This is a genomic window from Streptomyces aurantiogriseus, assembly GCF_014649375.1.
Classification (GTDB): Bacteria; Actinomycetota; Actinomycetes; order Streptomycetales; family Streptomycetaceae; genus Streptomyces; species Streptomyces aurantiogriseus.
The window spans coordinates 511,456-535,991 of the sequence record NZ_BMSX01000004.1 but is presented as its reverse complement, the minus strand read 5'-3'; the positions used below and the strand labels follow the sequence as shown (position 1 = coordinate 535,991).

Annotated in this window: 24 protein-coding genes and 1 pseudogene; 11 read left to right on the top strand and 14 right to left on the bottom strand. The window is 71.5% G+C overall.

Annotated elements, in window-relative coordinates; translation table 11 throughout:
• Positions 1-8: 8 nt before the first annotated feature.
• The gene (locus IE263_RS11960) at positions 9-326 is read left to right on the top strand and encodes a hypothetical protein (protein ID WP_189935201.1); all 318 of its coding nucleotides are present in this window, start codon (positions 9-11) and stop codon (positions 324-326) included.
• Between the two features lie 176 nt (positions 327-502).
• Here IE263_RS11960 and IE263_RS11955 read toward each other — a convergent pair whose 3' ends face one another.
• The 3 genes from IE263_RS11955 to IE263_RS11945 are packed head-to-tail and all read right to left on the bottom strand — an operon-like array spanning position 503 to position 2,658.
• On the bottom strand, positions 503-1,168 hold the full coding sequence (locus tag IE263_RS11955) for a pyridoxine/pyridoxamine 5'-phosphate oxidase (RefSeq protein WP_189935199.1): 666 nt from the start codon (positions 1,166-1,168) through the stop codon (positions 503-505).
• Positions 1,169-1,191: 23 nt separating this feature from the next.
• Positions 1,192-1,467: a hypothetical protein gene (locus tag IE263_RS11950; RefSeq protein ID WP_189935197.1), complete on the bottom strand. Its 276-nt coding sequence runs from the start codon at positions 1,465-1,467 to the stop codon at positions 1,192-1,194.
• 9 nt (positions 1,468-1,476) lie between these two features.
• Entirely contained in the window at positions 1,477-2,658 is a 1,182-nt protein-coding gene (locus IE263_RS11945) for a thiolase C-terminal domain-containing protein (protein ID WP_189935195.1), read from the bottom strand.
• 125 nt (positions 2,659-2,783) lie between these two features.
• Between IE263_RS11945 and IE263_RS11940 the strand changes: the two genes are divergently transcribed.
• Genes IE263_RS11940 through IE263_RS11930 form a run of 3 tightly spaced genes read left to right on the top strand, consistent with a single transcriptional unit; the run spans position 2,784 to position 4,944 of the window.
• Positions 2,784-3,983: an acyl-CoA dehydrogenase family protein gene (locus IE263_RS11940; protein WP_189935194.1), complete on the top strand. Its 1,200-nt coding sequence runs from the start codon at positions 2,784-2,786 to the stop codon at positions 3,981-3,983.
• Entirely contained in the window at positions 3,980-4,453 is a 474-nt protein-coding gene (locus IE263_RS11935; protein ID WP_189935192.1) for a nitroreductase/quinone reductase family protein, read from the top strand. The genes IE263_RS11940 and IE263_RS11935 overlap by 4 nt, the downstream gene beginning before the upstream one ends.
• 38 nt (positions 4,454-4,491) lie before the next feature.
• Entirely contained in the window at positions 4,492-4,944 is a 453-nt protein-coding gene (locus IE263_RS11930; RefSeq protein ID WP_189935190.1) for an Lrp/AsnC family transcriptional regulator, read from the top strand.
• A 139-nt stretch (positions 4,945-5,083) separates the two neighbouring features.
• Here IE263_RS11930 and IE263_RS11925 read toward each other — a convergent pair whose 3' ends face one another.
• On the bottom strand, positions 5,084-5,719 hold the full coding sequence (locus IE263_RS11925) for a TetR family transcriptional regulator (RefSeq protein WP_189935387.1): 636 nt from the start codon (positions 5,717-5,719) through the stop codon (positions 5,084-5,086).
• A 134-nt stretch (positions 5,720-5,853) separates the two neighbouring features.
• Here IE263_RS11925 and kbpA point away from each other — a divergent pair, with 134 nt between their 5' ends.
• Positions 5,854-6,576, top strand: a complete 723-nt coding sequence (gene kbpA / locus IE263_RS11920) for an AfsK-binding protein KbpA (protein ID WP_189935188.1) — start codon at positions 5,854-5,856, stop codon at positions 6,574-6,576.
• Positions 6,577-6,753: 177 nt separating this feature from the next.
• Positions 6,754-9,144: a protein serine/threonine kinase AfsK gene (gene afsK / locus IE263_RS11915; RefSeq protein ID WP_189935186.1), complete on the top strand. Its 2,391-nt coding sequence runs from the start codon at positions 6,754-6,756 to the stop codon at positions 9,142-9,144.
• Between the two features lie 214 nt (positions 9,145-9,358).
• Here afsK and IE263_RS11910 read toward each other — a convergent pair whose 3' ends face one another.
• Genes IE263_RS11910 through IE263_RS11900 form a run of 3 tightly spaced genes read right to left on the bottom strand, consistent with a single transcriptional unit; the run spans position 9,359 to position 11,704 of the window.
• A complete protein-coding gene (locus tag IE263_RS11910; protein ID WP_189935184.1) occupies positions 9,359-10,132 on the bottom strand; it encodes an enoyl-CoA hydratase/isomerase family protein in 774 nt (257 codons plus the stop codon).
• Entirely contained in the window at positions 10,129-10,545 is a 417-nt protein-coding gene (locus IE263_RS11905; protein ID WP_189935182.1) for a Zn-ribbon domain-containing OB-fold protein, read from the bottom strand. The genes IE263_RS11910 and IE263_RS11905 overlap by 4 nt, the downstream gene beginning before the upstream one ends.
• A gap of 1 nt (position 10,546) precedes the next feature.
• On the bottom strand, positions 10,547-11,704 hold the full coding sequence (locus IE263_RS11900; protein WP_189935180.1) for a lipid-transfer protein: 1,158 nt from the start codon (positions 11,702-11,704) through the stop codon (positions 10,547-10,549).
• Between the two features lie 98 nt (positions 11,705-11,802).
• Between IE263_RS11900 and IE263_RS11895 the strand changes: the two genes are divergently transcribed.
• Both IE263_RS11895 and IE263_RS11890 read left to right on the top strand, forming a co-directional pair.
• Positions 11,803-13,422 (top strand): FadD3 family acyl-CoA ligase, encoded by a 1,620-nt coding sequence (locus tag IE263_RS11895; RefSeq protein ID WP_189935178.1) that lies wholly within the window; start codon positions 11,803-11,805, stop codon positions 13,420-13,422.
• Between the two features lie 88 nt (positions 13,423-13,510).
• Positions 13,511-13,849 carry a helix-turn-helix domain-containing protein gene (locus IE263_RS11890; RefSeq protein ID WP_189935177.1) on the top strand — a complete coding sequence of 113 codons (339 nt, stop codon included), beginning with the start codon at positions 13,511-13,513 and terminating at the stop codon, positions 13,847-13,849.
• A gap of 567 nt (positions 13,850-14,416) precedes the next feature.
• On the opposite strand, the gene IE263_RS11885 is transcribed toward IE263_RS11890, so the two are convergent.
• The 6 genes and pseudogenes from IE263_RS11885 to afsR form a co-directional block, all read right to left on the bottom strand.
• Positions 14,417-15,154, bottom strand: a complete 738-nt coding sequence (locus IE263_RS11885) for a putative endonuclease domain-containing protein (protein ID WP_308430608.1) — start codon at positions 15,152-15,154, stop codon at positions 14,417-14,419.
• Positions 15,155-15,446: 292 nt separating this feature from the next.
• Positions 15,447-15,656, bottom strand: coding sequence for a DUF397 domain-containing protein (locus tag IE263_RS11880; RefSeq protein WP_189935173.1), 210 nt, complete (start codon positions 15,654-15,656; stop codon positions 15,447-15,449).
• Positions 15,637-16,487 (bottom strand): annotated as a pseudogene (locus tag IE263_RS11875) (helix-turn-helix domain-containing protein). Before IE263_RS11875 ends, IE263_RS11880 begins: the two are co-directional and overlap by 20 nt.
• Before the next feature lie 224 nt (positions 16,488-16,711).
• Positions 16,712-16,858: a hypothetical protein gene (locus IE263_RS11870; protein WP_189935171.1), complete on the bottom strand. Its 147-nt coding sequence runs from the start codon at positions 16,856-16,858 to the stop codon at positions 16,712-16,714.
• A 188-nt stretch (positions 16,859-17,046) separates the two neighbouring features.
• Positions 17,047-17,226 (bottom strand): hypothetical protein, encoded by a 180-nt coding sequence (locus IE263_RS11865; RefSeq protein ID WP_189935169.1) that lies wholly within the window; start codon positions 17,224-17,226, stop codon positions 17,047-17,049.
• A 212-nt stretch (positions 17,227-17,438) separates the two neighbouring features.
• A complete protein-coding gene (afsR, locus tag IE263_RS11860; protein ID WP_189935167.1) occupies positions 17,439-20,423 on the bottom strand; it encodes an SARP-family global regulator AfsR in 2,985 nt (994 codons plus the stop codon).
• A gap of 239 nt (positions 20,424-20,662) precedes the next feature.
• On the opposite strand from afsR, the gene IE263_RS11855 reads away from it, so the two are divergent.
• The 3 genes from IE263_RS11855 (at position 20,663) to IE263_RS11845 (ending at position 23,671) form a co-directional block, all read left to right on the top strand.
• Complete coding sequence (locus IE263_RS11855) at positions 20,663-21,901, top strand: amidohydrolase family protein (RefSeq protein WP_189935166.1); 1,239 nt, start codon at positions 20,663-20,665, stop codon at positions 21,899-21,901.
• Positions 21,880-22,830 carry a TIGR03619 family F420-dependent LLM class oxidoreductase gene (locus tag IE263_RS11850; protein ID WP_229910919.1) on the top strand — a complete coding sequence of 317 codons (951 nt, stop codon included), beginning with the start codon at positions 21,880-21,882 and terminating at the stop codon, positions 22,828-22,830. Before IE263_RS11855 ends, IE263_RS11850 begins: the two co-directional genes overlap by 22 nt.
• 109 nt (positions 22,831-22,939) lie before the next feature.
• Positions 22,940-23,671: a helix-turn-helix transcriptional regulator gene (locus IE263_RS11845; protein ID WP_373311950.1), complete on the top strand. Its 732-nt coding sequence runs from the start codon at positions 22,940-22,942 to the stop codon at positions 23,669-23,671.
• A 32-nt stretch (positions 23,672-23,703) separates the two neighbouring features.
• On the opposite strand, the gene IE263_RS11840 is transcribed toward IE263_RS11845, so the two are convergent.
• Positions 23,704-24,495, bottom strand: a complete 792-nt coding sequence (locus IE263_RS11840) for a hypothetical protein (RefSeq protein ID WP_189935162.1) — start codon at positions 24,493-24,495, stop codon at positions 23,704-23,706.
• Positions 24,496-24,536: the final 41 nt, after the last annotated feature.

Genomic DNA, 24,536 nt, shown 5'->3' with positions numbered 1-24,536 from the left:
TCACGGACATGAGCGAGCGCCCCCATGACGGCCGGCTCTCCCAGCTGTGGGAGGAGCACATGCGCGCGCTGTTCCCCGCAGGGTTCCGCGGGGTCGACTTCGAAGGGGTGGACCTGATCCTTCTCGATGCGGATGTTGCCGCCCTCGTCCAAAGGGAGCTCGACGGCGGGCTCGGCGATGAGGGTGTCGCGATCCTCTGGGCGTGCATCGCGCGTCTCGACAAGATCCTGCCTCTGATCGGCGACGACTACTGCACGTCCTACTACGCGAGGCTGCGGATGATGGCCGGAATCGTGGCCGCTCGCTACATGCCCAGCGCGATCTGACGAGCTGCCGGCAGGGCGCCGCCCCACCGCATGGCGACGGCAGGGCGACATCTCATGTCGGCACGACTCCTGGATGTGACGGTGGACCTGCGTGTGGTCTCCGACGGGTCCAACACGGTGGTGTTCGACGAACGCGCGGCGTGACCCCGCCCCGCACAGCACCGCAGCGTCAGCCCTCACGGCCACAGCAGTTCTCTGCCCCAGGCCCCGGCCGCCCACCGGTAGCTGAGCCGCACATGCCGACGCCGCTCGTCCCCCTGGAAGAACTCCACAGCATCCGGACGGAGCCGGTACAGCGTCCATGTCGGCGACTCGGCGGCCGGTTCCTGCCGAGCCTGCTCCCAGGCCGCCTCGGAAGCCCGCGCCAGCTCCTCCAGCGACCCCAGTACCTCACTCTGCCGCCCGGTCAGCGCGGCGGCCAGCGCCCCCGTCGACCGCACCCGCAGGTCCCTCTGCGCCTCCGACGGCGGGGCGACGGACACCGGGCCCCGGACGCGGACCTGCCGGCCCAGCACGGGCCAGTAGAAGGTGAGGGCCGCGTAGGGGCGGGCGGCCAGCTGGCGCCCCTTGCGGCTCGTCGCGTGCGTCGCGAAGGACCAGCCCTCCCCGTCCGCGCCGTGCAGCATCACGATGCGGGCGTCCGGCAGTCCGTCCTCGTCCGACGTCGCCAGCGTCATCGTGTGCGGCTCCCGCTCGCCCGCCGCCACCACCTCGGTGAACCACCGGGCGAACAGCGTCACCGGGTCGTCCGGCGCCGAACCCGGATCGAAGGCCGGCAGTTCCGTCACCTCCGGGTCCCACACCCGCAGCGACCTCAGCAGCTCGTGAAGATCCGTTCCCATGCCCCGAGTATCACTCGGGCCGCTCAGTCCAGGGCCCGGTACTCGGCCGGCGGATCGACCAGCTCGGGGCGGTCCAGAACGTACCGGTCCCCATGGACCGCCCGCATCGCCCAGTGCCACGCCTCGTCGTGGAAGACGAGGCCACGGTACGGCTTGTCGGGCGGCTCGTACGGGTAACACCGCAGGGCCGCCGTCCAGGACTCCGTCGGCGACAGGCCGCCGTACCGCCGCATCACCCACGCGTAGCGACGTCGCTCCCCCTCCAGGCACTCGGCGTACTCCGCCTCGCTCCACGTCATACGGCGACCCTAATCGCGCCCCAGCACCACCGTCCCCGACGAACAGAACCACCCCCCGGTCCCCGAGGCCACCCCCAGGCGAGGCAGGTCCCCGTCCCGCGCCCGCACCTGCCGTGCCCCTGCCTCTCCCCGCAACTGCCGCACCGCCTCCACCAGCAGGAACAGCCCCCGCATCCCGGGATGCTGGGCCGACAGCCCGCCCCCGTCGGTGTTCACCGGCAGTTCCCCGCCCTCCACCCTCAGCCGCCCCTTCTCCACGAACGCCCCGCCCTCGCCCTTCCCGCAGAAGCCGAGATCCTCCAGCGTCACCAACGTCATGTAGGTGAAGGCGTCGTAGATCTCCGCGAAGTCGATCTCGTCCGGCCGTACCCCGGCGCGTGCGAAGGCCAGCCGTCCGCTCACCGTCGCCGGGGACACCGTGAAGTCGTCCCACTCCGTCAGGCTCGCGTGCGAGACGTGCTCTCCGGTGCCGAGGATCCACACCGGGGCCGTACGGCAGTCCTGTACGTACTCCTCGGCCGCCAGCAGGATCGCCGCGCCGCCGTCGGAGCGCAGACAGCAGTGCAGCTTCGTGAAGGGGTCGGCGATCATCGGGCCGGACAGGACGTCGTCGAGGGATATCGGCTCGCGGAACATCGCCTCCGGGTTCAGGGCCGCGTTCGCCCTCGCCTGGACCGCGACCTCCGCCAACTGCTCGATCGTCGTGCCGTGTTCGATCATGTGGCGGCGGGCCGCCATCGCGTACTTGGCGATCAGGGTGTGGCCGTAGGGGACCTCGAACTGCAGCGGGCCGCGCGCGCCGAAGGCGAAGGTGCCCGTGCGGCGGCCCGCCCTGACGTCCGCGCGGGCCGTGGAGCCGTAGGCCAGCAGGACGGCGTTCGCGTGGCCGGCCGCGATCGCGTCCGCCGCGTGCGCCGCCATGACCTCCCAGGTCGAACCGCCCACCGAGGTGGAGTCGACCCAGGTGGGGCGCAGGCCCAGGTAGTCGGCCACCTCGACGGGGGCCAGGGTGCCCAGACCCGCCGACGCGAAGCCGTCGACCTGCGACCGGTCCAGCCCGGCGTCCGCCAGCGCGCGGCGGGCGGCCTGGGCGTGCAGGGCGTACGGGGTCGCGTCGTCGACGCGGCCGCAGTCGGACAGGGCGACACCGACCACGGCGACCCTGCGGTTCCCCGGCGAGAGGCGTGACATGAATCTGACGGTACATCAGATACGGTGCCCCGTGGCAGGTGTCGTCCCTCCGTCGGCTCTCTGGGCATTCCCGGTCCCCCGCCCTAACATGACGGCCCGTCAGATCGGGAAGGGGAGTGCCCTCCATGGACCCCAGCCTCACCGCCGAGCAGGACGAGATCCGCCGCACGCTGCGGGAACTGCTCCACAAACGCTCCGGCCCGCACGACCTCCGGGCCGCCCTCGACACCCCGGCCGGCCATGACCCCGCCCTCTGGGTGACTCTCGCCGACCACCTCGGCCTTCCCGGCCTCGCCCTCCCGGAGGCGTACGGCGGTGTCGGCTGCCCGGTCACCGACCTCGCCCTCGCCTGCGAGGAGACCGGCCGCGCCCTCACCCCCTCGCCCCTCCTCGCCACCTGTGTCCTCGCCGCCCCGCTCCTCCTCGCCCTCGGCACCGACGCCCAGCGCGCCTCCCTCCTCCCGCGTATCGCCTCCGGCGACCTCACCGCCACCCTCGCCGTCCCCGCCCCCGCCCTGGCCACCGCCCTCGCGCTGACCGGCGGCAACGACGGCGACTGGGCCGGGGGCGGCCGGGCGGGCGGCGTCCAGGCCCGGCGCCTCCACGGCGCGTGGACGCTGTACGGGGAGGCCGCCCAGGTCCTCGACGGGCACAGCGCCGGGCTGCTCCTCGTCGCCGCCCACACCGGCGGCTTCGTCCGCTCCCGGACCCTCCTCTTCCTCGTTCCTGGGGATGCCGAGGGACTCGTCCGGGTGCGGCAGACCGCCCTGGACGCGACCCGGCCGCAGGCCCGTATCCAACTCCGGCACGTGAAAGCAGAGTTGCTCGGTCACGACGAGGGCCAGGACGTCCCCGCCGCCCTGTCCCGGGTCGGCGACCGCGCCGCCGCCGTCCTCGCCTGTGAGGCGGTCGGCGCCGCCGACCGCGCACTGGAGCGCACCGTCGAGTACGTCGGGCAGCGGGAGCAGTTCGGGCGGGTGATCGGCTCCTTCCAGGCCGTCCAGCACCGGCTGGCCGACGTCTACGTGCAGCTCCAGGCGGCCCGCTCCGCCGCCTACTACGCCGCGTGGGCGACCGGCCGGGACCTCGGCGAGAAGGTGGGCGGGCTCGTCCTCGCCCAGGCCCTCCAGGCCCTCCGTACCGCCGCCGGGGAGGCGATCCAGCTGCACGGAGGCATTGGTTTCACCTGGGAGCACGAGGCCCACCTGTACTTCAAGCGGGCCGCCGGCGACGAGCTGCTGTTCGGGCCGGCGCACCGGCTGCGCGCCCACGCGGCCGACGAGGCCCGGCTGTTCCGGCGGCCCCGGACGGAGGTGGCGGTGTGATCGGCGTCCGTCTCGTGCAGAAGATCTCCTCGGCCCCGGCCTTCGCCAAGGCCGCCCCGCACGTCATCCCGGCCCTGGACCGGGCCATCCATCGGCTCACCCGGGGAAAGGTGCTGCTCAGCGCCCAGCTCCTGCCCGGGGTCGTCCTCACCTCCACCGGCGCCCGCAGCGGACGGCCCCGCCGCACGCCCCTCGCCTGTATGCCCGAGAAGGAAGGCCGCAGCTGGATCCTGATCGGCTCCAACTTCGGCCGCCCCGGCCACCCCGCCTGGACCGCCAACCTCCTCGCCCACCCCGACGCCGAGATCAGCTGGAAGGGTGAGGACATCCCGGTCACCGCCCGGCTGCTGGAGGGTGAGGAGCGGGCGGGGGTGTGGCGGGCGGCGCTGGCGTTCTGGCCGCCGTATGCGACGTACCAGGCGCGGGTGGAGCGGGAGATACGGCTGTTCCGGATCGTTTCGAGGTCTTAGATTTCCCGTAACGGTGGAAACGGGGAATGATCCACCCCATGGACGACGTGGACCGGAAGATTCTTGCCGAGCTGCAGCAGGACGGGCGGCTGACCGTGACCGAGCTGGCCGCGCGGGTGCGCCTGAGTGTCTCGCCGTGTCATCGGCGGCTGCGGGAGCTGGAGCGGTCCGGGGCGATCAGCGGTTACCGGGCGGTGGTGGAGCCGACCGCCATGGGGCTGACCTTCGAGGCGCTGGTCTTCGTCTCGATGCGGCAGGAGGACCGGGACACGGTCGCGGAGTTCGAGCGGGCGCTCGGTGAGGTCGAGCACGTCCTGGACGCCCAGCGGCTCTTCGGGGACCCGGACTATCTGCTGCGGGTGGCCACCGTCGACCTCGCGGCCTTCCAGCGTCTGTACGACGAGCGGCTGGCGACACTGCCGGGGGTGCAGCGGCTGACGTCCACGCTGGTGATGAAGCACGTGGTGAAGGACCGGCCACTGCCGGCATGAGGGCTGTGGGGGCAGCAGGCGTGGGGCAAGCGCCCCCAGAGCGCGGCAGGCGGTGGTCCATCCCGGGTGTCCGGGTGAACCACCGCCTGCCAGACAGGACTTGGGGTCTGAAAAAAGAAAGGCGCGCTGCCGCCGCGGGCTACTTCGTCGGCTTCCTGCCGGTGATGCCCAGGTGCACCAACAGCGCCAGGTTCGGCTTCAGTTCAGCCTGCTTGACGCCCCACGTCTGGAAACCCTTCTGGTGCGAGGCGACCGCCGCGAGCATCGCGACGAGGGAACCGGCGACCGCGGCCGGGTTCACGTCCTTGTCGACCCGCCCCTTGGACTGCAACTCGGTGACGGTGTCCACGAGGGAGTTGTTCACCGAGTTCAGGATCTTCATGCGGAGTTTGTAGAAACGCTTGTCGCCCTCGGCGGCACCGAGGTCGACCACGCGGAGGATCGCGTCGTTCTTCTTCCAGAACTCCAGGAAACCGTCGACGAGTTCCTGCGCGGTCTGCCAGCCGGCCTTGCCGACCCAGGACCGCCCCTCGAGCAGCTCGGTCAACCCGGCGCCCTCGGTGGCCATTTGCTCGGCGATCTCCAGGACGGCGCCCTCGACGTCCGGGAAGTACTGGTAGAAGGTCGCGGGCGAAGTCCCCGCCTTCCGGGCGACATCGATGACCTTGACGTCCCGGTAAGGAGAGGAGCTGAGCATCTCACTGAGGCAGTCGAGCAACTTCTGCCGCGTCGCCTGCCCGCGTCGACCGGCAACGCGGCCGTCGACGGTACGCACTTGTCCTGTCATGCCGTCAGCTTACCGAGGGGTGATCGGAGCGCTATTCGGCCGACTGCAAATGGGGTGTGAGGTGATACGGGGGTTGGTGTGCCTGGTCTGCGGCGTGCGTCAAGCGCCGCTAGGTTGGCTGCATGGCCGAAAACAGGGCATCGGTGTACGCAGAGGGCGTCCCCTGCTGGGTGGACGCGCAGCTTCCCGACGTGGACGCGGGCAAGCGGTTCTACGGTGAGCTCTTCGGATGGACCTTCGAGACGGCGTACGGCGCCTCCGTGTGGGCGCGGCTCGACGGCCGGCCGGTCGCCGCGCTCGCCCACAAGACGGACGGCCGTATGCCCACCGTCTGGACGGTGTACTTCGCGACGCCGGACGCGGAGGCGACCGCCCGCCGTATCCAGGTGGCCGGCGGGCAGGTCGTGATGGCGCCGTTCCCGGTCGACGGGCTGGGCACCGCCGCTCTCGCCGCCGACCCCGAGGGCGCCGTCTTCGGCCTCTGGCAGGCGGGCAGCCACCAGGGCTTCGGCATCCGGCACCGGCCCGGCGCCTTCGCCTGGGCGCAGCTGTACGCCCGTGACACCGAGACCGCCAACACCTTCTACGGCCACCTCTTCCACGAGGCCCTCTTCGGCCCCGGCGCCGAGCCCGACTTCGGCCGGGTGCCGGTCACCGACGTCTTCCCGGAGGTCATGCCGCCGCACTTCCTCGTCCACTTCGGCGTCGAGGACTGCGAGGCGGCGATCGGTGCGGTGAGCCGGCTCGGCGGACGCGTCACGGCGGGCCCGTTCACCGCCTCGTACGGCACGGTGGCCGTCGTCACGGACAATCAGGGGGCGTCGTTCGCGGTTCTGGAGCGATGAGCTGTAACTTTTTGCGGTAAATGGTATTGGACACCCTGATTGTTCCCGGGTTCGCAACCGGTGGCCCGGCCAGGAAGAATCAGGGTGCGTGCCGCCATGGCGGTGCGGTGGTGAGACGCTGCACGGGGTCGCGTACACATATGGGTGACGGGGCTCGTACGGGGAGGTGGCAGGCAAGTGGTGGATCAGCTGACACAGCACGATCCGCGGCGGATCGGGCCGTTCGAGGTGCTGGGACGGCTGGGGGCCGGGGGCATGGGGCTGGTCTATCTGGCACGCTCGGCCTCGGGCCGGCGCGTGGCGATCAAGACGGTCCGGACCGAGCTCGCCGAGGACCAGCTCTTCCGCGTGCGCTTCACGCGTGAGGTGGAGGCGGCCCGGGCGGTCTCCGGCTTCTACACGGCCGCGGTCGTCGACGCCGACCCGCGCGCCGCCGTGCCGTGGCTCGCCACCGCGTACGTGCCCGCGCCGTCGCTCGAGGAGATAGTGAACGAGTGCGGGCCGCTCCCGGCCCAGGCGGTGCGCTGGCTGGCCGCGGGCGTCGCGGAGGCCCTGCAGTCCATCCACGGCGCCGGGCTCGTCCACCGCGACCTGAAGCCCTCGAACGTGCTCGTTGTCGAGGACGGCCCCCGCGTGATCGACTTCGGCATCGCGTCCGGCGTCTCGAACACGCGTCTGACGATGACGAACGTCGCCGTCGGCACGCCCGCCTACATGTCCCCGGAGCAGGCCAAGGACTCCCGCAGCGTCACCGGCGCCAGCGACGTCTTCTCGCTCGGCTCCATGCTGGTGTTCGCCGCCACGGGACACCCGCCCTTCCACGGCGCCAACCCGGTCGAGACGGTCTTCATGCTGCTGCGCGAGGGCCCCGACCTCGAAGGCCTCCCGGACGAGCTGCGCCCGCTCATCGAGTCCTGCATGCAGATGGAGGCCACGGCCCGCCCCAACCCGGCCGACCTCCAGGCCCAGCTCGCCCCTCACCTCTTCGGCTCCGGCTCCGACGACAGCGGTACGGCGTCGGCGTGGCTGCCCGAGAAGGCCGTCGCGCTCATCGAGACCCGCCGCGGCGGCCGCCCGGTCGGCAAGCCGGCCACGTCCGCCTCGGGCCGCGGCGGAGGCGGCGCAGGCGGCGGCGTGGGCCTGGCACGGCCCGCCGTACCGCCCCCGCCCTCGCACGACCCCGTCGTCCCGGTTCCTCCGGAGTCCCCGCCCGCACCCGTCGCGGTCGGTGCCCCCGACACCGGCCCGGTGCGCCTGGCCGGCGCGGCCGTGCCGATCGGCCCCGGCCCGCGCGTCGCCGACGTCCGCGCCACCGCCGTCCGGGCCACCGGTCCCGAGCCCGCCCTCTCCGCCCACTGGACCCGGGTCCGCCCCGGCGTCAACGGCGCCGAGCCGACCACGGCACCGGCGGCCCCCACGGCGGCCCCGGACACCCCGGCGGGCTGGCGCCCCTGGCGCTTCCGCATGTCCAACGACGTCTGGGGCACCCCGGCGGTCGACGGCGACCTCGTCTACGTCACCTCCTTCGAGGTGCACGCCCTGGACGTGGCCACCGGCCGCCGCCGCTTCAAGACGCGGGACGTGGCCTGGTCGATGGCGGTCGCGGACGGCCGTGTCCACGCCTCCGACGGCCCCACCCTGTTCGCCCTGGACGCCCGGGAGGGCACCGACCTGTGGCGGCTGCCGACGGACGCCTGGGTGTACTGCCTCAAGGCCGAGCGGGGCACGGTCGTCACCGGCACCCGCGGCGGCGGCGTCCAGGCCTGGGAGGCCTCCACCGGCCAGAAGCTGTGGGAGGTCACCGGCTGCCAGACCGACTTCGAGTCCCCGGAGGCCGGACCGGCGCTCCACGAGGGCACGGTCTACATCTGGCAGGACGCCCGCCTGCGGGCCCTGGACGCCCGCACCGGCGACGAGCGCTGGTCGTACCCCATCGGCGACATGGCCTCCTGCGGCGGCGTCCCGGTCCGTGTCACCCCCGCCCCCGACGGCTACGCCTACATCTGCGCCGGCACCCGGGTCCTCGCCGTGGACGTGGCGAGCGGCAGGGTGCGCTGGCACTTCGAGGCCCCGGCGGTCTTCCTCTCCCCGCCCGCCTTCGTCCCCGGACCCGCGGTGACGGGCGGCGGGGTGTATCTGGCGGACTACCTCGGCACGGTCTACGCCCTCGACGCCACCGACGGCCGCGACCGCTGGCGCATCGCCACCGAGGCCCGCTCCTCCGTCGACCCGGTGCTGGTGGCCGCCGGCCACGTCCACGTCGGCAGCGGCAAGGGCCTCTACACCCTGGACGCGGTCACGGGCACCCCCAAGTGGCGCTTCCAGGCGGGCGGCGACATCGTGGGCGCCCCCGCGGTCGCCGAGGGCCGGATCCACTTCGGCTCCACGGACCACCTGCTTTACACCCTGAAGGCCGACGACGGCCGGCTGCGCTGGAAGCTGGCGACCGGCGGCGAGATCACCGGCTCCCCGGTGGTCCGCGACGGCGTGGTGTACGCGTGCAGCAAGGACCGGTGCGTGTACGCGCTGGACGCGGAGAAGGGGACCGGGACGGCGAGAACGGCGTAGCGCCGCCTCTGTGCCGTCCGGGACGGCCGTCGTACCGAGTTACACGGAAAGGGGGCCGGACGGCGGCCGTCGCTGCGGGGAGCGGCCCGTTCGCCGCTCTCACCCCAGACGCTACGCCGAGTACGCGCCGGTCGCCAGGCGATGACATGATCGCGACAGGCGCTGGCCTGCGGTGACGGCCGTGGACCGGCGGACCTCCGCCGGCCCGCGCCCCTCAGCGCGTGCGGAACCCGCCCGCCCGCCGGCCGGCGAACAACTCCGCCTGCCGCTCGGCGGGCAGGTTCCCCAGCGAGATGAGATACGGCGCCTGGGCGAACCCGGCCGCCCGGGCCGCCTCCTTCGCCGTCCACAGGGCGCGTACGGTGCCCTGGACACCGGCGGCCGGATACCCGGCGATGACCCCGGCACAGGCCAGAGCGGCCTCCAACGCCCCACCGGTGTCGGTGACCTCCGACACCAGCCCGGTCTCGTACGCCCGCCGGGCCGAGATCCGCTCGGCGGTCCCCATGAGCATCATCCGCGCGACCTCCCCGTAGGGCATCCGCTGCGCCATGAGCACCGACTCGTACGCGCTGACCATCCCGTAGGTGGTGTGCGGGTCGAAGAAGACGGCGTCGGCGCCGGCGACGAGGAACTCGCACTCCCCGAGCAGATAGAAGGCGCCCCCGCAGGCCATCCCCTCGACGGCGGCGACGACCGGCTTCCACAGGTCGTTCGCCTTCGGCCCGATGGTCAGGAGCGGATCGTCCAGCATGTACGGGGAGGACGGCTGCGGTACGACGGCGTCCCGGTCGAGCCCGGTGGAGAAGGCGCGCTGCCCGGCACCGGTGAGGACGACGGCCCGTACGGAGTCGTCGAACCGCAACTCCCGCCAGGTCCGGATGAGTTGCCGGGCCATGTCGAGGTCGATGGCGTTGAGCCGGTCCGGCCGGTCGAGGGTGACGACGGCGACGCCGGTGTCCTTGTCGAGGGCGGTCCGCAGGCTCACGGGCGCTCCAGGATCCACTGGGGAGGACGGTTCCCGTCGAACACGGCCTGCACGCGGGCGCCGATGCGGACACGGTCGGGAGGGAAGGAGCCGAGCGGCGCTCCGGCCTCGCGCACCAGGTTCCCGACCAGCCGTATCCGGGGCGCCTCGGCCAGCTCCACGAGGACGACGTTGTACGGCGCGTGCTCGGCGTAGTCGGGCAGGAGGGGCGGATGCGGGACGACGTAGGACCAGATGCGTCCGCGTCCGGAGGTGAGGGCCCATGCGCTCACGAAGGACTGGCAGTGCGGGCAGCAGGGTCGGGGCGGGAAGCGGGGTTCGCCGCAGTCGGCGCAGGTCTGGACGCGGAGTTCGCCCCGGGCGGCGTACTCCCAGAAGGGGGCGCCGTCGGGGTCGACGAGGGGCTCGAGCATCTCAACTCCTCAGAAGCAGTGCGGAGGTGGGGACTCCCTCGCCGGCGGTGACGAGACAGGTGGCGGCGCCCGGGACCTGGGCCGTACTGGTCCCCCGTAACTGCTTCACGCCCTCGTTGATGAGGTTGAAGCCATGGACGTACGCCTCGGAGAGGCCGCCCCCGCCGGTGTTGAGGGGCAGCCGCCCGCCGATCTCCAGGGCGCCGCCCTCCGTGAAGGCGCCTCCCTCGCCCCGGCCGCAGAAGCCGTAGCCCTCCAGGGAGAGGGGGACGAGGGGCGTGAACGCGTCGTAGATCTGGGCGACATCGACGTCCTGGGGGGTGAAGTCGGCGTGTTTCCACAGGTGTCGGGCGGCGGTCCAGGCGGGGCCCGTGAGCGGGTCGTCGTTCCAGTAGTTGACCATGCCGTGGTGCTGGGCGGGCAGCCCCTGGGCGGCGGAGTGGACGAGGACGGGCCGGTGCCGGCAGTCGAGGGCGCGTTCGCGTGAGACGACCACACAGGCCAGCGCGCCATCCGTCTCCAGGCAGTTGTCGTAGAGGCAGAGGGGTTCGCTGATCCAGCGGGAGGTCATGTACGACTCGCGGGTGAGGGGCCGTTCGTACATCACGGCGGCGGGGTTCTGGTTGGCCCGGTTCCGGCAGGCGAGGGCGACGTTGAACAGATGGTCCCGGGTGGCGCCGTACTCGTACATGTAGCGGCGGGCGAGCATGGCGATCTCGTCGACGGGCCGGAGGAGGCCGGAGGGCCGGGTCCACTGGGCCGGGGTGGGGAGCTGGACGACGGTGTTCGTCCACGGCCGGGGCCCGCTGCCCCGCTTCCGCGACCGCCACGCCACCCCGACGGACGCCTGCCCGGCGGCGATGGCGGCGGCGAGATGGGCGACGGTGGCACAGGAGCCGCCGCCCCCGTAGGGGACGCGGCTGAAGAAGGTGAGGTCCCCGAAGCCGACGGCCTTCGCCAGCTCCACCTCGTCGGTCTCCTCCATGGTGTAGGAGGCGAGCGCGTCGACCTCGCCGGGCGCGATCCCGGCGTCGTCGAGCGCGGCGAGGACGGCACGGCAGGCGAGGGTCTTCTCGTCCTCGGGGAGGTGCTTGGCGAAGGGGGTCTGTCCGATGCCGGCGATGGCGGTGGCGTCCTTGAGTCCTGCTGCTCCTGGCATGGCGCGCGCACCTCCGCGGAGGGGATGGTGGGAGCTGACAGTCCGTCAGATTACAGCTAATCTGACGACCAGTCAGCAAGCAGTGTGGGGAGGTCGTCGTGCGCGGTGACGGGCAGTGGGGGACGATCCCGGGGCTGGTCCGATGGGCGGCCGGACGGTACACGGACGTCGAGGCGGTGGTGGAGGGCCGTACCCGGATCTCGTACGGCGAGCTGGGCGCGCGGGTGGAACGGGCGGCGGCCGCGTGCATGGCGAACGGCGTGGAGCCGGGCGACCGGGTGGCGGTCTGGGCGCCGAACTCGCTGGACTGGATGGTGGCGGCGCTGGGGGCGGTGTCGGCGGGCGCGGTCCTGGTCCCCCTGAACACCCGCTTCAAGGGCGCGGAGGCGGCGGACGTGCTGAAGCGCAGTGGCGCGAGGCTGCTGTTCGTGACGGGCACGTTCCTTGGGACGTCGTACGTGGCGTCGCTGAGGCGGGCGGCGGGGGAGGGGCCGGGGGAGGGTCCGTTGCCGGGCCTGCCGGAGCTGGAGCAGGTGGTGGTCCTGTCGGAGGACGCGCCGGTGGGCTTCCGCACCTGGAAGGACTTCCTGGCGAGCGGGGAGGGGCTCGGGGCGGGCGAGGTGCGGGCGAGGGCGGAGACGGTGGACGGCTTCTGGCCGTCGGACATCATCTTCACCTCGGGCACCACGGGCCGCCCGAAGGGCGCGGTGATCACGCACACCCAGACGCTGCGGGCGTACGAGATCTGGTCCGACCTGGCCGGCCTGCGCCGGGGCGACCGCTATCTGATCGTGAACCCCTTCTTCCACACCTTCGGCTACAAGGCGGGCGTCATCGCCTGTCTGATGCGGGGCGCGACGATGATCCCCCAGCCGGTGTTCAACGTGGACACGGTCCTGGCGAACGTGGCGAAGGAACGGGTGTCGGTACTGCCGGGCCCGCCCACCCTCCACCAGTCCCTCCTGGACCACCCGTCCCGGGACGCCTACGACCTCTCGGCGCTGCGGCTGGTGGTGACGGGCGCGGCGGTCGTGCCGCTGCGGCTGGTGGAGCGGCTGCGGGGCGAACTGGGCGTGGGCACGGTCCTGACGGCGTACGGCCTCTCGGAGGCGAGCGGCATCGTGACGATGTGCCGCCGGGGAGACGAGCCGTCGGTGATCGCGTCGACGTCCGGCCGGGCGATACCCGGCACGGAGGTGAAGGTGGTCTCCGGCGAGGGAACCGCGCTCGGCCCCGGCTCCCCCGGCGAGGTCCTGGTCCGCGGCTTCAACGTCATGCGCGGCTACTACGAGGACGAGGCCGCCACGGCCGAGGTCCTGACGGAGGACGGCTGGCTGCGGACCGGCGACGTGGGCGTCCTGGACGAGACGGGCAACCTCCGCATCACCGACCGCATCAAGGACATGTTCATCGTCGGCGGCTTCAACGCGTACCCGGCGGAGATAGAGCAACTCCTGGGCCTGCACCCCGACGTGGCCGACGTGGCGGTGATCGGCGTCCCGGACGCCCGGCTGGGCGAGGTCGGGAAGGCGTACGTGGTGCGGCGGGCCGGGGCCCTGGTGACCGGGGAGGACCTGATCGCCTGGGCGCGGCGGGAGATGGCGAACTACAAGGTGCCGCGGGTGGTGGAGTTCGTGGGGGAGTTGCCGCGGAATGCCAGTGGGAAGGTGGTGAAGGGGGAGTTGCGTGTCCGTGGCGGTTTTCACCCATTGGGGTGATAGATCGGGAATGTCAGCTGTGCGGTTATCGCTCGCGTTAATTTCCGTCGCGGGGAACACACCGCCGAGCTGATATGAGGGAGTGCGAATGAGCACCGTCGGCTGGGAGGAAGTCAAGCGCCGGGCTGCCGAGCAGCGGAGGGCCGCCGGACTGCCCGTGAGGACCCCCGAGGAGAAGCGGGCCGACATGGAACGCCTCCTCGCCGAGGTCCGGGCCTACGCGCTGGCCGAGATCCGCCGCGAACAGGGATTCACCCAGCGTGACATCGCGGACTCCATGGGTGTCTCCACGCCCCGCATCTCGGCGCTCGAGCACGGCGAGATCGACCGCACGGATCTCGCCACCCTGCGCTCCTATGTGCGAGCCCTCGGCGGAGAGCTGCGGCTGGTGGCGGACTTCGGGGGCACGCAGTACACGGTCGGGTAGCCGGGCGAAGCCGCGACGACCCGGTGGACGCCGTCGACCACGCTCATGGCCGTCGGACGGCAATCGGTGGGTTTGCGCCAGGTGCGGGGCGGCTGAGGTGGGGGCGGGCCTCGGACGTGGCACCAACCCGCCAATCAGCCAACTGTGTGAGGGCCCGCCCGCCATCCCTCATCGCTGATGCGCCGCCCTCCGACTGGCCCGCAGGCCGCTGAGCCGGCCCGGCGTGCCCTCACCGCGCTGGTGCGCCCCCACCATCCACCGGCCGCAAGCCGCCAGCTCACCCGGCGTGCAGGTGAGGCGCGAGCGCGCACCTCCACCCCGGCTCAGTACGCAGCCAACCCAAGGGCCGGCGTGCCTGGGCCACCGTTCCTCCCCCGGCCGCCCGCTCGCTTCTCACCCGTGCTGGAGCGGGCCGAGTCAAGGGTCGGCCGCAGGCCGATCGGCGTAGCCGACGCGTAGCGCCCTTTACTGGGGTCGCGGAAGCACGACACTGGCCAAGAAGCGGGCGGCCCCGACGGTCACATGTGGTAGTCCGGCACCTGTCCAAGCCCCTCTCGCGACGCCCTCTCACACGACGCCCCTTCCAGTTTCGGCCGCCAGGAGAGCGCGGATCTCCTGGATCATCCGCCCGGGGTGGTGGAAGACGTCCTCGGCGGTGAAGCGCAGGACGCGTCTGACTTCCGGGCACTGCTGGAGTGAGTTGAAGCGGATCACGTCACGCCGGTGAGCATCGCGGGCGCCGTGGTAGGCATAGCCCTCGATTTCCACTGCCAGGCCCTCGGCACGGAAGAAGAAGTCCAGCACGGTCCTGCGCCCGTCCGGTGCACGGAGGGCGACCTGCGACTCGGGGCGGAGGCCTGCGCCGTACATGCGCAGGCGGGCGATCGTCTCAGCCGGGGATCCGGCGAGCGGGTCGCACAGGCGGAGCCAGGTGCATGCCCTGGCCGCGCCCCGTGCCCGTGCCTGTACCCGTGCCCCGAGAGCTGAGCTGATCGTGTCGAGGTCGGTGAGCGGTGCGCGGCGGACGCCGTCGACTGTGCGGCGGGCGAGTCCCGACTCGACGGCGACGAGGGCGTCGTCCCTGGGGCCGGTCAGCAGCAGGTCGGTGAGTGTCCGCACCGGGCCGGTGACCCGCAGGCCCCGCCGTTCGAACACGTCCGCCGGCTCCAGGCGCGTGCGGTACACGCGTACGTCTCGCCCTTCCGGCCGGTGACTGAGCTCGGGGTCGGTGAACTCCAGGGGCGTACGAGAGGCTCGGGTCAGGGTCTCGATCCGCCACAGGGGGGCTGCCGAACGGTGGCTCACGACGAGCCGGGGGTTGAGGAGTTGCTCTGCCCGGAGTCGTGTGACGAGGTCCGGCTTCCGTCCCGGCTCGGCCCAGGCGCCGTTTCTCAGGAGAGTCCAACCGTCCGCCCGGAGCGCCCGTGCGAGGCTCCGCTTGGGCCACCCGGCGTCAAGGGCACGCGAAGTAAGGAGGACTCTCCCCTCCGCCAACTCCCGCAACGCCCTCCGCTCCACCCACCCAAGATCGCAGTCCGGCCAGTTCTCCGCTTGCCCTGTGGATAACCGCCCGTGGGTGGGTGAGGCGGGATGCGCGCTAGTAGCTCTGCAGGGAGGTGAGGAAAGCGGCCCAGGCGGAGGTCCGGAAGAGCAGTACGGGGTCGCCGTCCCGGGCACGCTTCGAGTCGCGGACGGGGACGACGCCGGGGCGGCTGTCGGCGACCTCGACGCAATCACCGCCAGTGCCGTTGCTGTAGCTGCTTTTGCGCCAGCGGGCGGCGCTCAGATCAATCTCGTGGCTTGCCATGTCGATAGTCCTCTGCCGCAGCCTCGATCATCGCCAGGGACGCCTCAGGCGGCATTGCGACGGCCCTGAGCAGACGTACGACTCCCGGTACTGCTTCACGAGCGCCGGATAGTCGATGAGTTGACCGCTGTGCAGGCTCTCGGTGTACACGACAGGAGGGGCGTCCGCGAAGGTCATGAACTTGGTCATGCCCATCATGAAGGGATGAGCGGCGGATGTTTCCGGGACGATCTGCAGAATGGACTGCGTGCTCCTGATCACTCCCGCGATGTGATTCAGCAGTTCCGCCATCTCCCCAGGGGGAAGAGCGGCTCGGCGGATCAGGGACTCGTCGAGGATGGCCCAGAACTTGGGCGGGTTCTCCGAGGTGAAGAGCTTGGCCCGCCCCATCCGGGCGTCCACCTTCTCTTCGACCTCCCCGTCCGAGGTTCGCGGCATGGCCGCTCGTACGATCGCCCGCGTGTAGGGCGCCGTCTGCAACAGACCGGGGACGAGCATCGGCGCCCACTCCTCGATCGTCTCCGCGTGACGCTCCATCTCCGCCACGTCCGCGAAATACTCCGCGTGCCCCGACTGCCGGGCCCTTCGGGCGTCTTCACAACGCCGCTCGAAAAACCCGTCCGTTTTCAGCACCTTGTCGACGTGCTGGGCGAGATCCAGGGGCATCCGACGCTCACCGCGCTCGATCTGGCTCAGAAAGGGGATGCCGTGGAAGCTCCCTTCCGCCAACCGTTCGAGCGTCAGACCCGCCAGCTCCCTCTGGTAGCGCAACTCGGCGCCGTAGAAGGACGGAACGTTCGCCGAGGCGTCGGGATCCTTGCGCGGGGGCACAACTCACCACCGTCTCTTTCCAGTTGCGTTGCGCAACGTAAACCTCTTTTACGGTACGCAACGCCACGCCAGTGTGTGAGTGATTCGTCACAGAGCGCACAGGAAGGCGCCGCCTGATCGGTGACACAACCTCGGCCGCGGCGGCTCCCCCTCAGCGCCGCTGTGGCATGGTGATGTGGCCGAGCCCAAGCCCGGCCACATCACCGTTAGTTGCCGACCTGATATCAGGTGGCGTGGTTCTCCAGCGGCGCCACGACAGTGTCCTGCGGCGAGGTCGTGGCATGGTTCTCGGCCAGGGCCGGGCTTGCGGCAGCGGCAGTGGCACTGAGAACCAGGGCGATGGTGGTGATGATCTTCTTGGTGCGGGTCATTCCAACTCCCTTAAGAGCGCGGGGACTTCCGGCGCCGATGGCCCTGGAGTCAAAGGGAACGATCTTTCGAGAGAAGTGATCGAATCTGGCCGCAGAATGACCTGAACGTCTCATCAGCCATGCATCGGCCGCGACGGCTCCCCTCCGCGCCGTCGCGGCCGAAGTCGTCACTCGTCTGAGCTGAGCACTTACTTCGGGTCGGACGTGATGTGCGTGTTGTCCGGGGTCGCCTCGCCGCCGTCGCTCTCGTCGTCGACGTCGGTGATGTGCGTGTTCAGCGGCTTCACCACCGTGCCGGCCTCAGCGTCGGTGATGTGCGTGTTGAGCGGCTTGATGACCGGCTCGTCCTTGCTGCTGGTGTCGCTCATGCTGGTGTCTCCCCTTGCTGGTTGCCTTCAAGCTGTCGAGGGCCCTTCCGGTCACTCCCCCGAGGGTGACCGGAAGGGCCCTCGAGCCGCCCACTCTAGATCGCGAGTAAGGCGACCCTCACCGGCCGTCCGTCTGCCCCCCGACGCGACGGATCCGACAAGAGGAGGGTGCCGGGAGGCGATAAACGAACGATGAACGTCGCCTGCCGGCTTCAGGCGGCCGTGGCGGGCGCGAGCAGTACCTGCACCTCAGCGGCCTCGGGGGACTGCAGTTCCTCGTAGATCTCGAGTGCCTCGCGCCAGCACACCTGGGCCCGTCCCGAGTGGCCGATCCCGTTCAGCGCCTTGCCGAGAACTGTCAAGACGTTCCCTCGCCGCCACTCGCCGCCGATGCCCCTCAGCGAGGCCAGGGCCATTTCGGCGTTGGTGGCGGCCGGAGCGGGGCGCTGTGCAAGCAGGTCCACTTCGGCCAGGCGGAAGAGGGTCATCCCTTCCCACAGCCTCTGACGGCTCTCCCGGAAGACCTCCAGGGCCTTGGCGAGGTGCGCGGCCGCGTCGACGAGCTGGCCGTTCTTGCCGAGGGCCATCCCAAGCGCGTAGTGCCCATTCGCGGCCTTGAGCGAATGCCCGAGTTGCTCGTACGTCTCCGTACCCTGCCGCGCCAGGTGGACGGCGCTCTCCGGGCGCTGCGTCTCCAGGTGCAGGCGGGAGAGGTTGCACAACGCGGCTGCCGCGCCGGGCAGGTCGCCACAGGCGCGGAAGTCATTGATGGCACGCTCGAGGTACTCCTCGGCCTCCGCGTACCGGTTCTGGTAGTAGGCGAAGGCGCCCAGGATGTTCGCGGCCCAGCAGCATGGCAACGGGTCGCCTGCCGCCTCCGAGAGCTTGAGGGCTTCCCGGGCCTCCTGGTCGGCCTGGTCGAACTGCCCCGACCAGTGGCGGGCGTTGGCCAGGATGAGGTTCGCCCGCCCTTCGGCGCGGCTGTCCGCAGCGGCCCGCGCGGCATCCCGCAGGGCGGCTGCCGCCGCCTCGTACTCCCTGAAGTTCGCGCCGGACTCCGCGAGATCGACTGCGGCCCAGAGCAGATCGACCGCCCGTCGAAGCGTCGCGCCGCCGGACGACTGCCGGACACAGGCGAGGAGCGGTACAGCCTCGGCGTAGAGCCAGTCCTGGGCGGCATGACGGTCCGGGAAGACCAAGCCCGCGGCACCGGTCTCCTCCAGATGGTCCACCAGCCGGTCCCCGGGACGTTCGATCGCGTACACGCCCGCCGCCGTGGCCAGGTAGAAGTCCAGCAGCCGGGACATCGCCGCGTCCCTCTCCCCGGGGGGCTGTTCGTCCCTTTCCGCGCACGCACGCGCGTAGAGCCGGACCAGATCGTGGAACCGGTATCGCCCCGGAGCCGCCGACTCCAGCAGCGACGTGTCCACCAGGGACTCCAGCAGGTCCTCCGTCTCCTCCACCGGCAGATCCAGCACCGCCGCGGCCGCCGTCAGGGAGATGTCCGGCCCGTCGGCCAGCCCCAGCAGCCGGAACGCCCGGGCCTGGGCGGGCTCCAGTGCGCCGTACCCCAGCTCGAAGGTCGCCTTGACCGCGAGGTCGCCGGCCTGGAGTTCGTCCAGTCGGCGGCGCTCGTCCGCGAGCTTGGCCGCGAGGACGGACACCGTCCAGGTGCGGCGGGCCGCCAGACGGGACGCCGCGATCCGGATCGCCAGCGGCAGGAAGCCGCACGCCGCCACCACGTCCAGAGCCGCCTCGCGCTCCGACGCCACCCGCTCCTCACCCACGATCCTCGTGAACAGGGCCAGTGCCTCGTCGGGCGACATGACGTCCAGGTCGACCAGGTGGGCCCCGGCCAGGTCCACCATCCGCACCCGGGAGGTCACCAGGGCGGCGCAGCCCTCCGTCCCGGGCAGCAGCGGACGTACCTGCGCCGCGTCCTTCGCGTTGTCCAGCAGGACCAGGACACGGCGGCCGTCCAGCACCGAGCGGTACAGCGCCGCCCGCTCCTCCAGCGAGTCCGGGATCGCCGAGTCGGCCGTGCCCAGGGCCCGCAGGAAGGAGCCGAGGACCGTCTCCGGCTCGGCCGCCCGCGCGCCGGCGCCCTGGAGGTCGACATACAGCTGACCGTCCGGGAAGGCGCCCCGCGCCTGGTGGGCCACATGCACCGCCAGCGTCGTCTTGCCGACGCCGCCGATGCCCGCCAGCGCCGACACCGCCATCACCCGGCCGGTGCCCGCGTCGCCGCCCGACGCCCCCGCCAGCACCTCGCTCAGCTCGGTCACGAAGGACTTGCGGCCCGTGAAGTCGGGGACGGTGGCGGGGAGTTGCGCCGGTCGTACCGGCGCCGACGGCGGTTCGGCCGCCGGGGCGGACGGCTCCGCCAGGTCCGGGTCGGCCTGGAGGATCCGGCGCTGGAGCTCGCGCAGGCCCGGGCGGGGGTCCACGCCCAGCTCCTCCGCCAGCAGCCGCCGTGTGTCGGCGTACACCGCGAGGGCCTCCGCCTGGCGCCCGCTGCGGTACAGGGCGAGCATCAGCAGTTCACGGAAGCGTTCGCGCAGCGGATGCGCCGCCGTGAGCGCCGTCAGTTCCGAGACCGCCTCCGCGTGACAGCCCTGTTCCAGGTCCATGTCCAGGCGGGATTCGAGGAGTTGGAGCCGCCACTCCTCCAGGCGGACGCGTTGCGCCTCCGCGTACGGGCCGGGTACGCCGGCCAGCGCCTCCCCGTCCCACAGGCCCAGCGCCCGGTTCAGCACCTCCCGCGCATGGCCCAGATCCCCGGCCCCGCGCGCCTTCTCCGCCTCCGTCGCCCACTCCTGCGCCACCACCAGGTCGAGGGCGCCTTCCCCCAGCCCGCGCACCGCGTACCCGCCCGACTCGCTCACCAGGACGCCCGGGTCCAGCGCCTTCCGCAGCCGTGAGGCGTACGTCCGCACCGCCGCCAGCGCCTGCGACGGCGGCTCCTCGCCCCACAGCGCGTCGATCAGCTCGGCGGCCGTCGCCGTACGGCCCTCGCGCAGCAACAGGGCGGCGAGCAGGGCGCGTTGCTGAGGGGATCCGGTCGCCAGTGACTCCTCGCCGCGCCAGGCGCGCACCGGGCCGAGCACGTCGAAGCGCAGCGCCGCCGGCTCCCCCGAGGAGCCGGGACGCCTCTGCTCCGGCACGCGCGGGCCGCCGTGTCCTACACGGTCGTGCATCGGGGTCCCCCTAGGCATCATGACCAACCAGGTCAGTTTGCCCTGTCCATGCCGGAACCGTCAGCCGTGGGAGACGCCGATCACAGGGCGGCACACCGGGATCACAGGGCGGCACACGAGACTGCACACGACCCTCACATGCTCCCCGCACGCGTTCACACAGAGTCCGACATCGGCACCGGCCGCCGACCGTTGCCGTCCTAGCTGACGGACCGTCAGATCGGCGCTACCGTGCCTTCATGGAGACCAACGAGACCTTCCCGCGGATCATCTCCGTCGACGACCACACCGTCGAACCGCCCGCCGTCTGGCAGGACCGCCTGCCGAAGAAGTACCTCGACATCGGACCCCGCATCGTCCGCGCCCCGCTGAAGGAGATGACCTTCCTCGGCGGCCGCTTCAAGCCCGTCATGGGCACCCCGGGCAGTGACGACGGCCCCGTCGGCGACTGGTGGGTCTACGAGGACCTGCACCGCCCCCTCACCCGCCTCGACACCGCCGTCGGCTTCGACCGGGACGAGATCAAGCTGGAGGTCATCACCTACGAGCAGATGCGCGTCGGTTCCTACGACGTCCCCGCCCGCCTCGCCGACATGGACGTCAACCACGTCCAGTCCGCCGTCTGCTTCCCCACCTTCCCCCGCTTCTGCGGCCAGACCTTCACCGAGGCCGCCGACCACGAGCTCGGCCTCCTCTGCGTGCGCGCCTACAACGACTGGATGGTGGAGGAGTGGTGCGGCCCCGAGGCCCAGGGCCGCCTCATCCCGCTCACTCTCATCCCGCTCTGGGACGCCGAGCTGGCCGCCGAGGAAGTCCGCCGCAACGCGGCCCGCGGGGTCCGGGCCGTCGCCTTCTCCGAGATCCCCCCGTACCTGGGCCTCCCCTCCGTCCACACCGACGCCTGGGACCCCTTCCTCGCCGCCTGCGACGAGACCGGCACCGTCATCGCCATGCACATCGGCTCCTCCAGCCGTATGCCCTCCACCTCCGAGGACGCCCCGCCCGCCGTCGGCTCCACCATCACCTTCGCCAACTGCTGCTTCTCGATGGTCGACTGGCTGATGAGCGGCAAGTTCGAACGCTTCCCGAACCTCAAGGTGATGTACGCGGAGGGGCAGATCGGCTGGATCCCGTACATCCTCGAGCGCGCCGACGTCGTCTGGGAGGAGAACCGCGGCTGGGGCGGCGTCGCCGACAAGGTCCACCGCCCGCCGTCCGAGCTCTTCGCCGACCACGTCTACGGCTGCTTCTTCGACGACGCCTTCGGCCTGCGCAACCTCGACGCCATAGGCCTCGGCAACGTCCTCTACGAGACCGACTACCCCCACTCCGACTCCACCTGGCCCAAGTCGCGGGAGGTCGGCGAGGCCCAGATGGGGCACCTGGACGCCGACGTCGTGGAGCGGATCGTCCGCCGCAACGCGATCGACCTGCTGGGGCTCACGGAGGACGGCCTGTGGGCCGGTGGGACGAGGTGACCGGCCTCGACTACGGCATCCAGCTCCCCGTCCAGTCCCAGTCCGCCCTGTACGCCGAACCCTGGGAGGCCGACGCCGGCCCCGCCGACCTCGTCGCCGTCGCCCGCGCCGCCGACCGCGCCGGCTTCGCCTACGTCGCCTGCTGCGACCACGTCGCCATCCCGCGCCGCCTGGCCGACGCCATGGGCACGGTCTGGTACGACCCCGTCGCCACCCTCGCCCACCTCGCCGCCGTGACCGAACGAGTCCGCCTCCTCAGTCACGTGGCCGTCGTGGGCCTGCGCCACCCCCTCCTCACCGCCAAGCAGTACGCCACCCTCGACCACCTCAGCGGCGGCCGGCTGATCCTCGGCGTCGGCGCCGGACACGTACGGGAGGAGTTCGAGGCGCTCGGCGTCGACTTCCGGCACCGCGGCAGCGTCCTCGACGAGACCGTCGACGCCCTCCGCGCCGCCCTCGGGCCGGACGAGTTCCCGTCCCACCACGGGAAGTCGTACGACTACGAGGACCTGGGCCAGCGGCCCCGGCCCGCCCAGCCCCGCGTCCCGCTCTGGGTCGGCGGCTCGTCCCCCGCCGCCGTCCGCCGGGCCGCCCTCAAGGGCGACGGCTGGCTGCCGCAGGGGGATCCGAGGGACCGCCTGCCCGCACAGCTCGCCCGGCTGCGGGAACTGCGCGAACGGGCCGGTGTCCAGGGTGAGTTCACCGTGGGCGCCATCGCCGAGCCGCTGTACGTCGGCGCACCCGCGTGGGACGTGGGGCGCCGCACCCTCAGCGGCACGCCGGAGGCCCTCGCCGAGTCCCTGCGGGCGTACCGGACGATGGGGGTGCACCAGGTGCAGGTGCGGTTCCGGAGCCGCAGCCGGAGTGAACTCGTCGACCAGATGGGGGAGTTCGGCGCCGCAGTGGGTCCGTTGCTGCGGCAGGGGTGAAGTTCGGCCAACCTGTCAGACAGCCTGACACCTTCATTGAAGTTTTGAACATGTCCGCGCCGGACCGCGTATGTACGGACGTCACGACTTCGGCGGAAGGACACGCGAAGTGCGATCCCCCCAGCACGTCCGAACTTCCCAGCACGTCCGAACTTCCCAGTGGGTCCGAACTTCCCAGCGCGTCGGCACGGCGGACCCAGCGGCCGTGCGCAGCCTGACCGTCGCTCTCGCCTGCGCCCAGGGCGAGTGGCCGCACGAGGACTGGCCGGCCCCGGACGACCCGTACGTGATCCGGGCCGTGCACCTGTCCCCGCCCTACGACGTGCCCGAGGCGCTGGACGTGGCGGTCCTGCGCTGCGACGACCCGTCGGTCGCCCTCCCGGAGCTGCTCGGCGCGATGGGCGACGCGAACGTCCCGCTGATCGTCATCAGCCCCCGGCGGGACAGCGAGGCGGTCCTGCAGGTGTTCCGCACGGGAGCGGGCTATCTGGCCGAGGGGGACTACTGCGCCTGCATGCTCTCCTCGGCGGTCATGGCCGCCACCGTCGGCCACACCTACCTGTCGCCCTCCGCGTGCGCCGTCCTGCGGGAGGCGGCCCGCCGGATGCCCACGGCCGGCGACGCCCTGGAACGGCTGCGCTCCCTGCTCTCGCCGCGCGAGCGGCAGATCATGGAGCTGCTGTCGACCGGCCTGGGCGCCCAGGAGATCGGTCTGCGCTTACGGCTGAGCGAGAAGACCGTCCGCAACAACCTCAGCAACATCTACGCCAAGCTGGACGCCCGGGGAAGCACGGACGCGGTCCTGCGATGGCTGGGCGCCGCGCCCGTGCTTCGCACCTGAGAACAGTGCGGAACTTTACGGAGAGCAGTACGTCAGGGAGCCGGGATCTCGGTCAGCGGGATTTCCACGTCGGTGACATTGGAACCTGCCTCACCGAATCCCGGTTCCGCCCGCAGACTGTTCGCGGAGTTCTGGATCCCGTTCGCCTCGGGTGTCCCACATTTCACGTTGCGCAGCCACAGTCGGCCGTCGGGAGTTCCGTTCTTCAGGATCTGTGGATAGAAGACGTGGACGGTGGCAGCGCCCTCGCTCGGCGCGAAGAACACCTTCTGGCCGTTCTGCGCCTCCTTGTAGGTGGCCCTCAGGAATCCGCTCACGTCGGTGCGCTTGGCGGACCACATGAAGAAACCGAGGCTGTCCGGCTGCACGGTGTCCGACCTGCTGAACTGCAGGCCGGTCGTCTTGTCGTCACGCGTGATGTTGATTTCCGTGGTGTTGAACTTCACGCCGATCTCGAAGAACGAGTTTCCCAGTTTGGTGTCGGCGGCCGCGGTGAATCCGTCCTCCAGCTGGATGGTTCTGGTGACGGACGTGCTCACGCTGAAGGTGTTCGTCGCCGCGGTCGTCCGCCCGCAGTTGTCGGTCACCGCCGAGACGCGTTGGTTGGGACCGAGGCTGTTGGCCTTGAACTGGACGTCGACGAACTCGCAGTTCTCCAGTTTGTCGGAGTCCGCGGCGCAGTCGGCGGTCACTTCGGAGGGGGTGGCGGCGCCCGCCTGGTTCATCAGCGGGACGACCACCGCGAGGGCGGCCACCGGGGCCAGGGCGAGGGTGATGCGCTTCTTCCTGCTGCGGTGGCTTCTCGGACGGTCGGTGCGGGTCATGCGTGTCTCCTGTGGGGGTAATGGCTGGTGGAAGGGGGTGA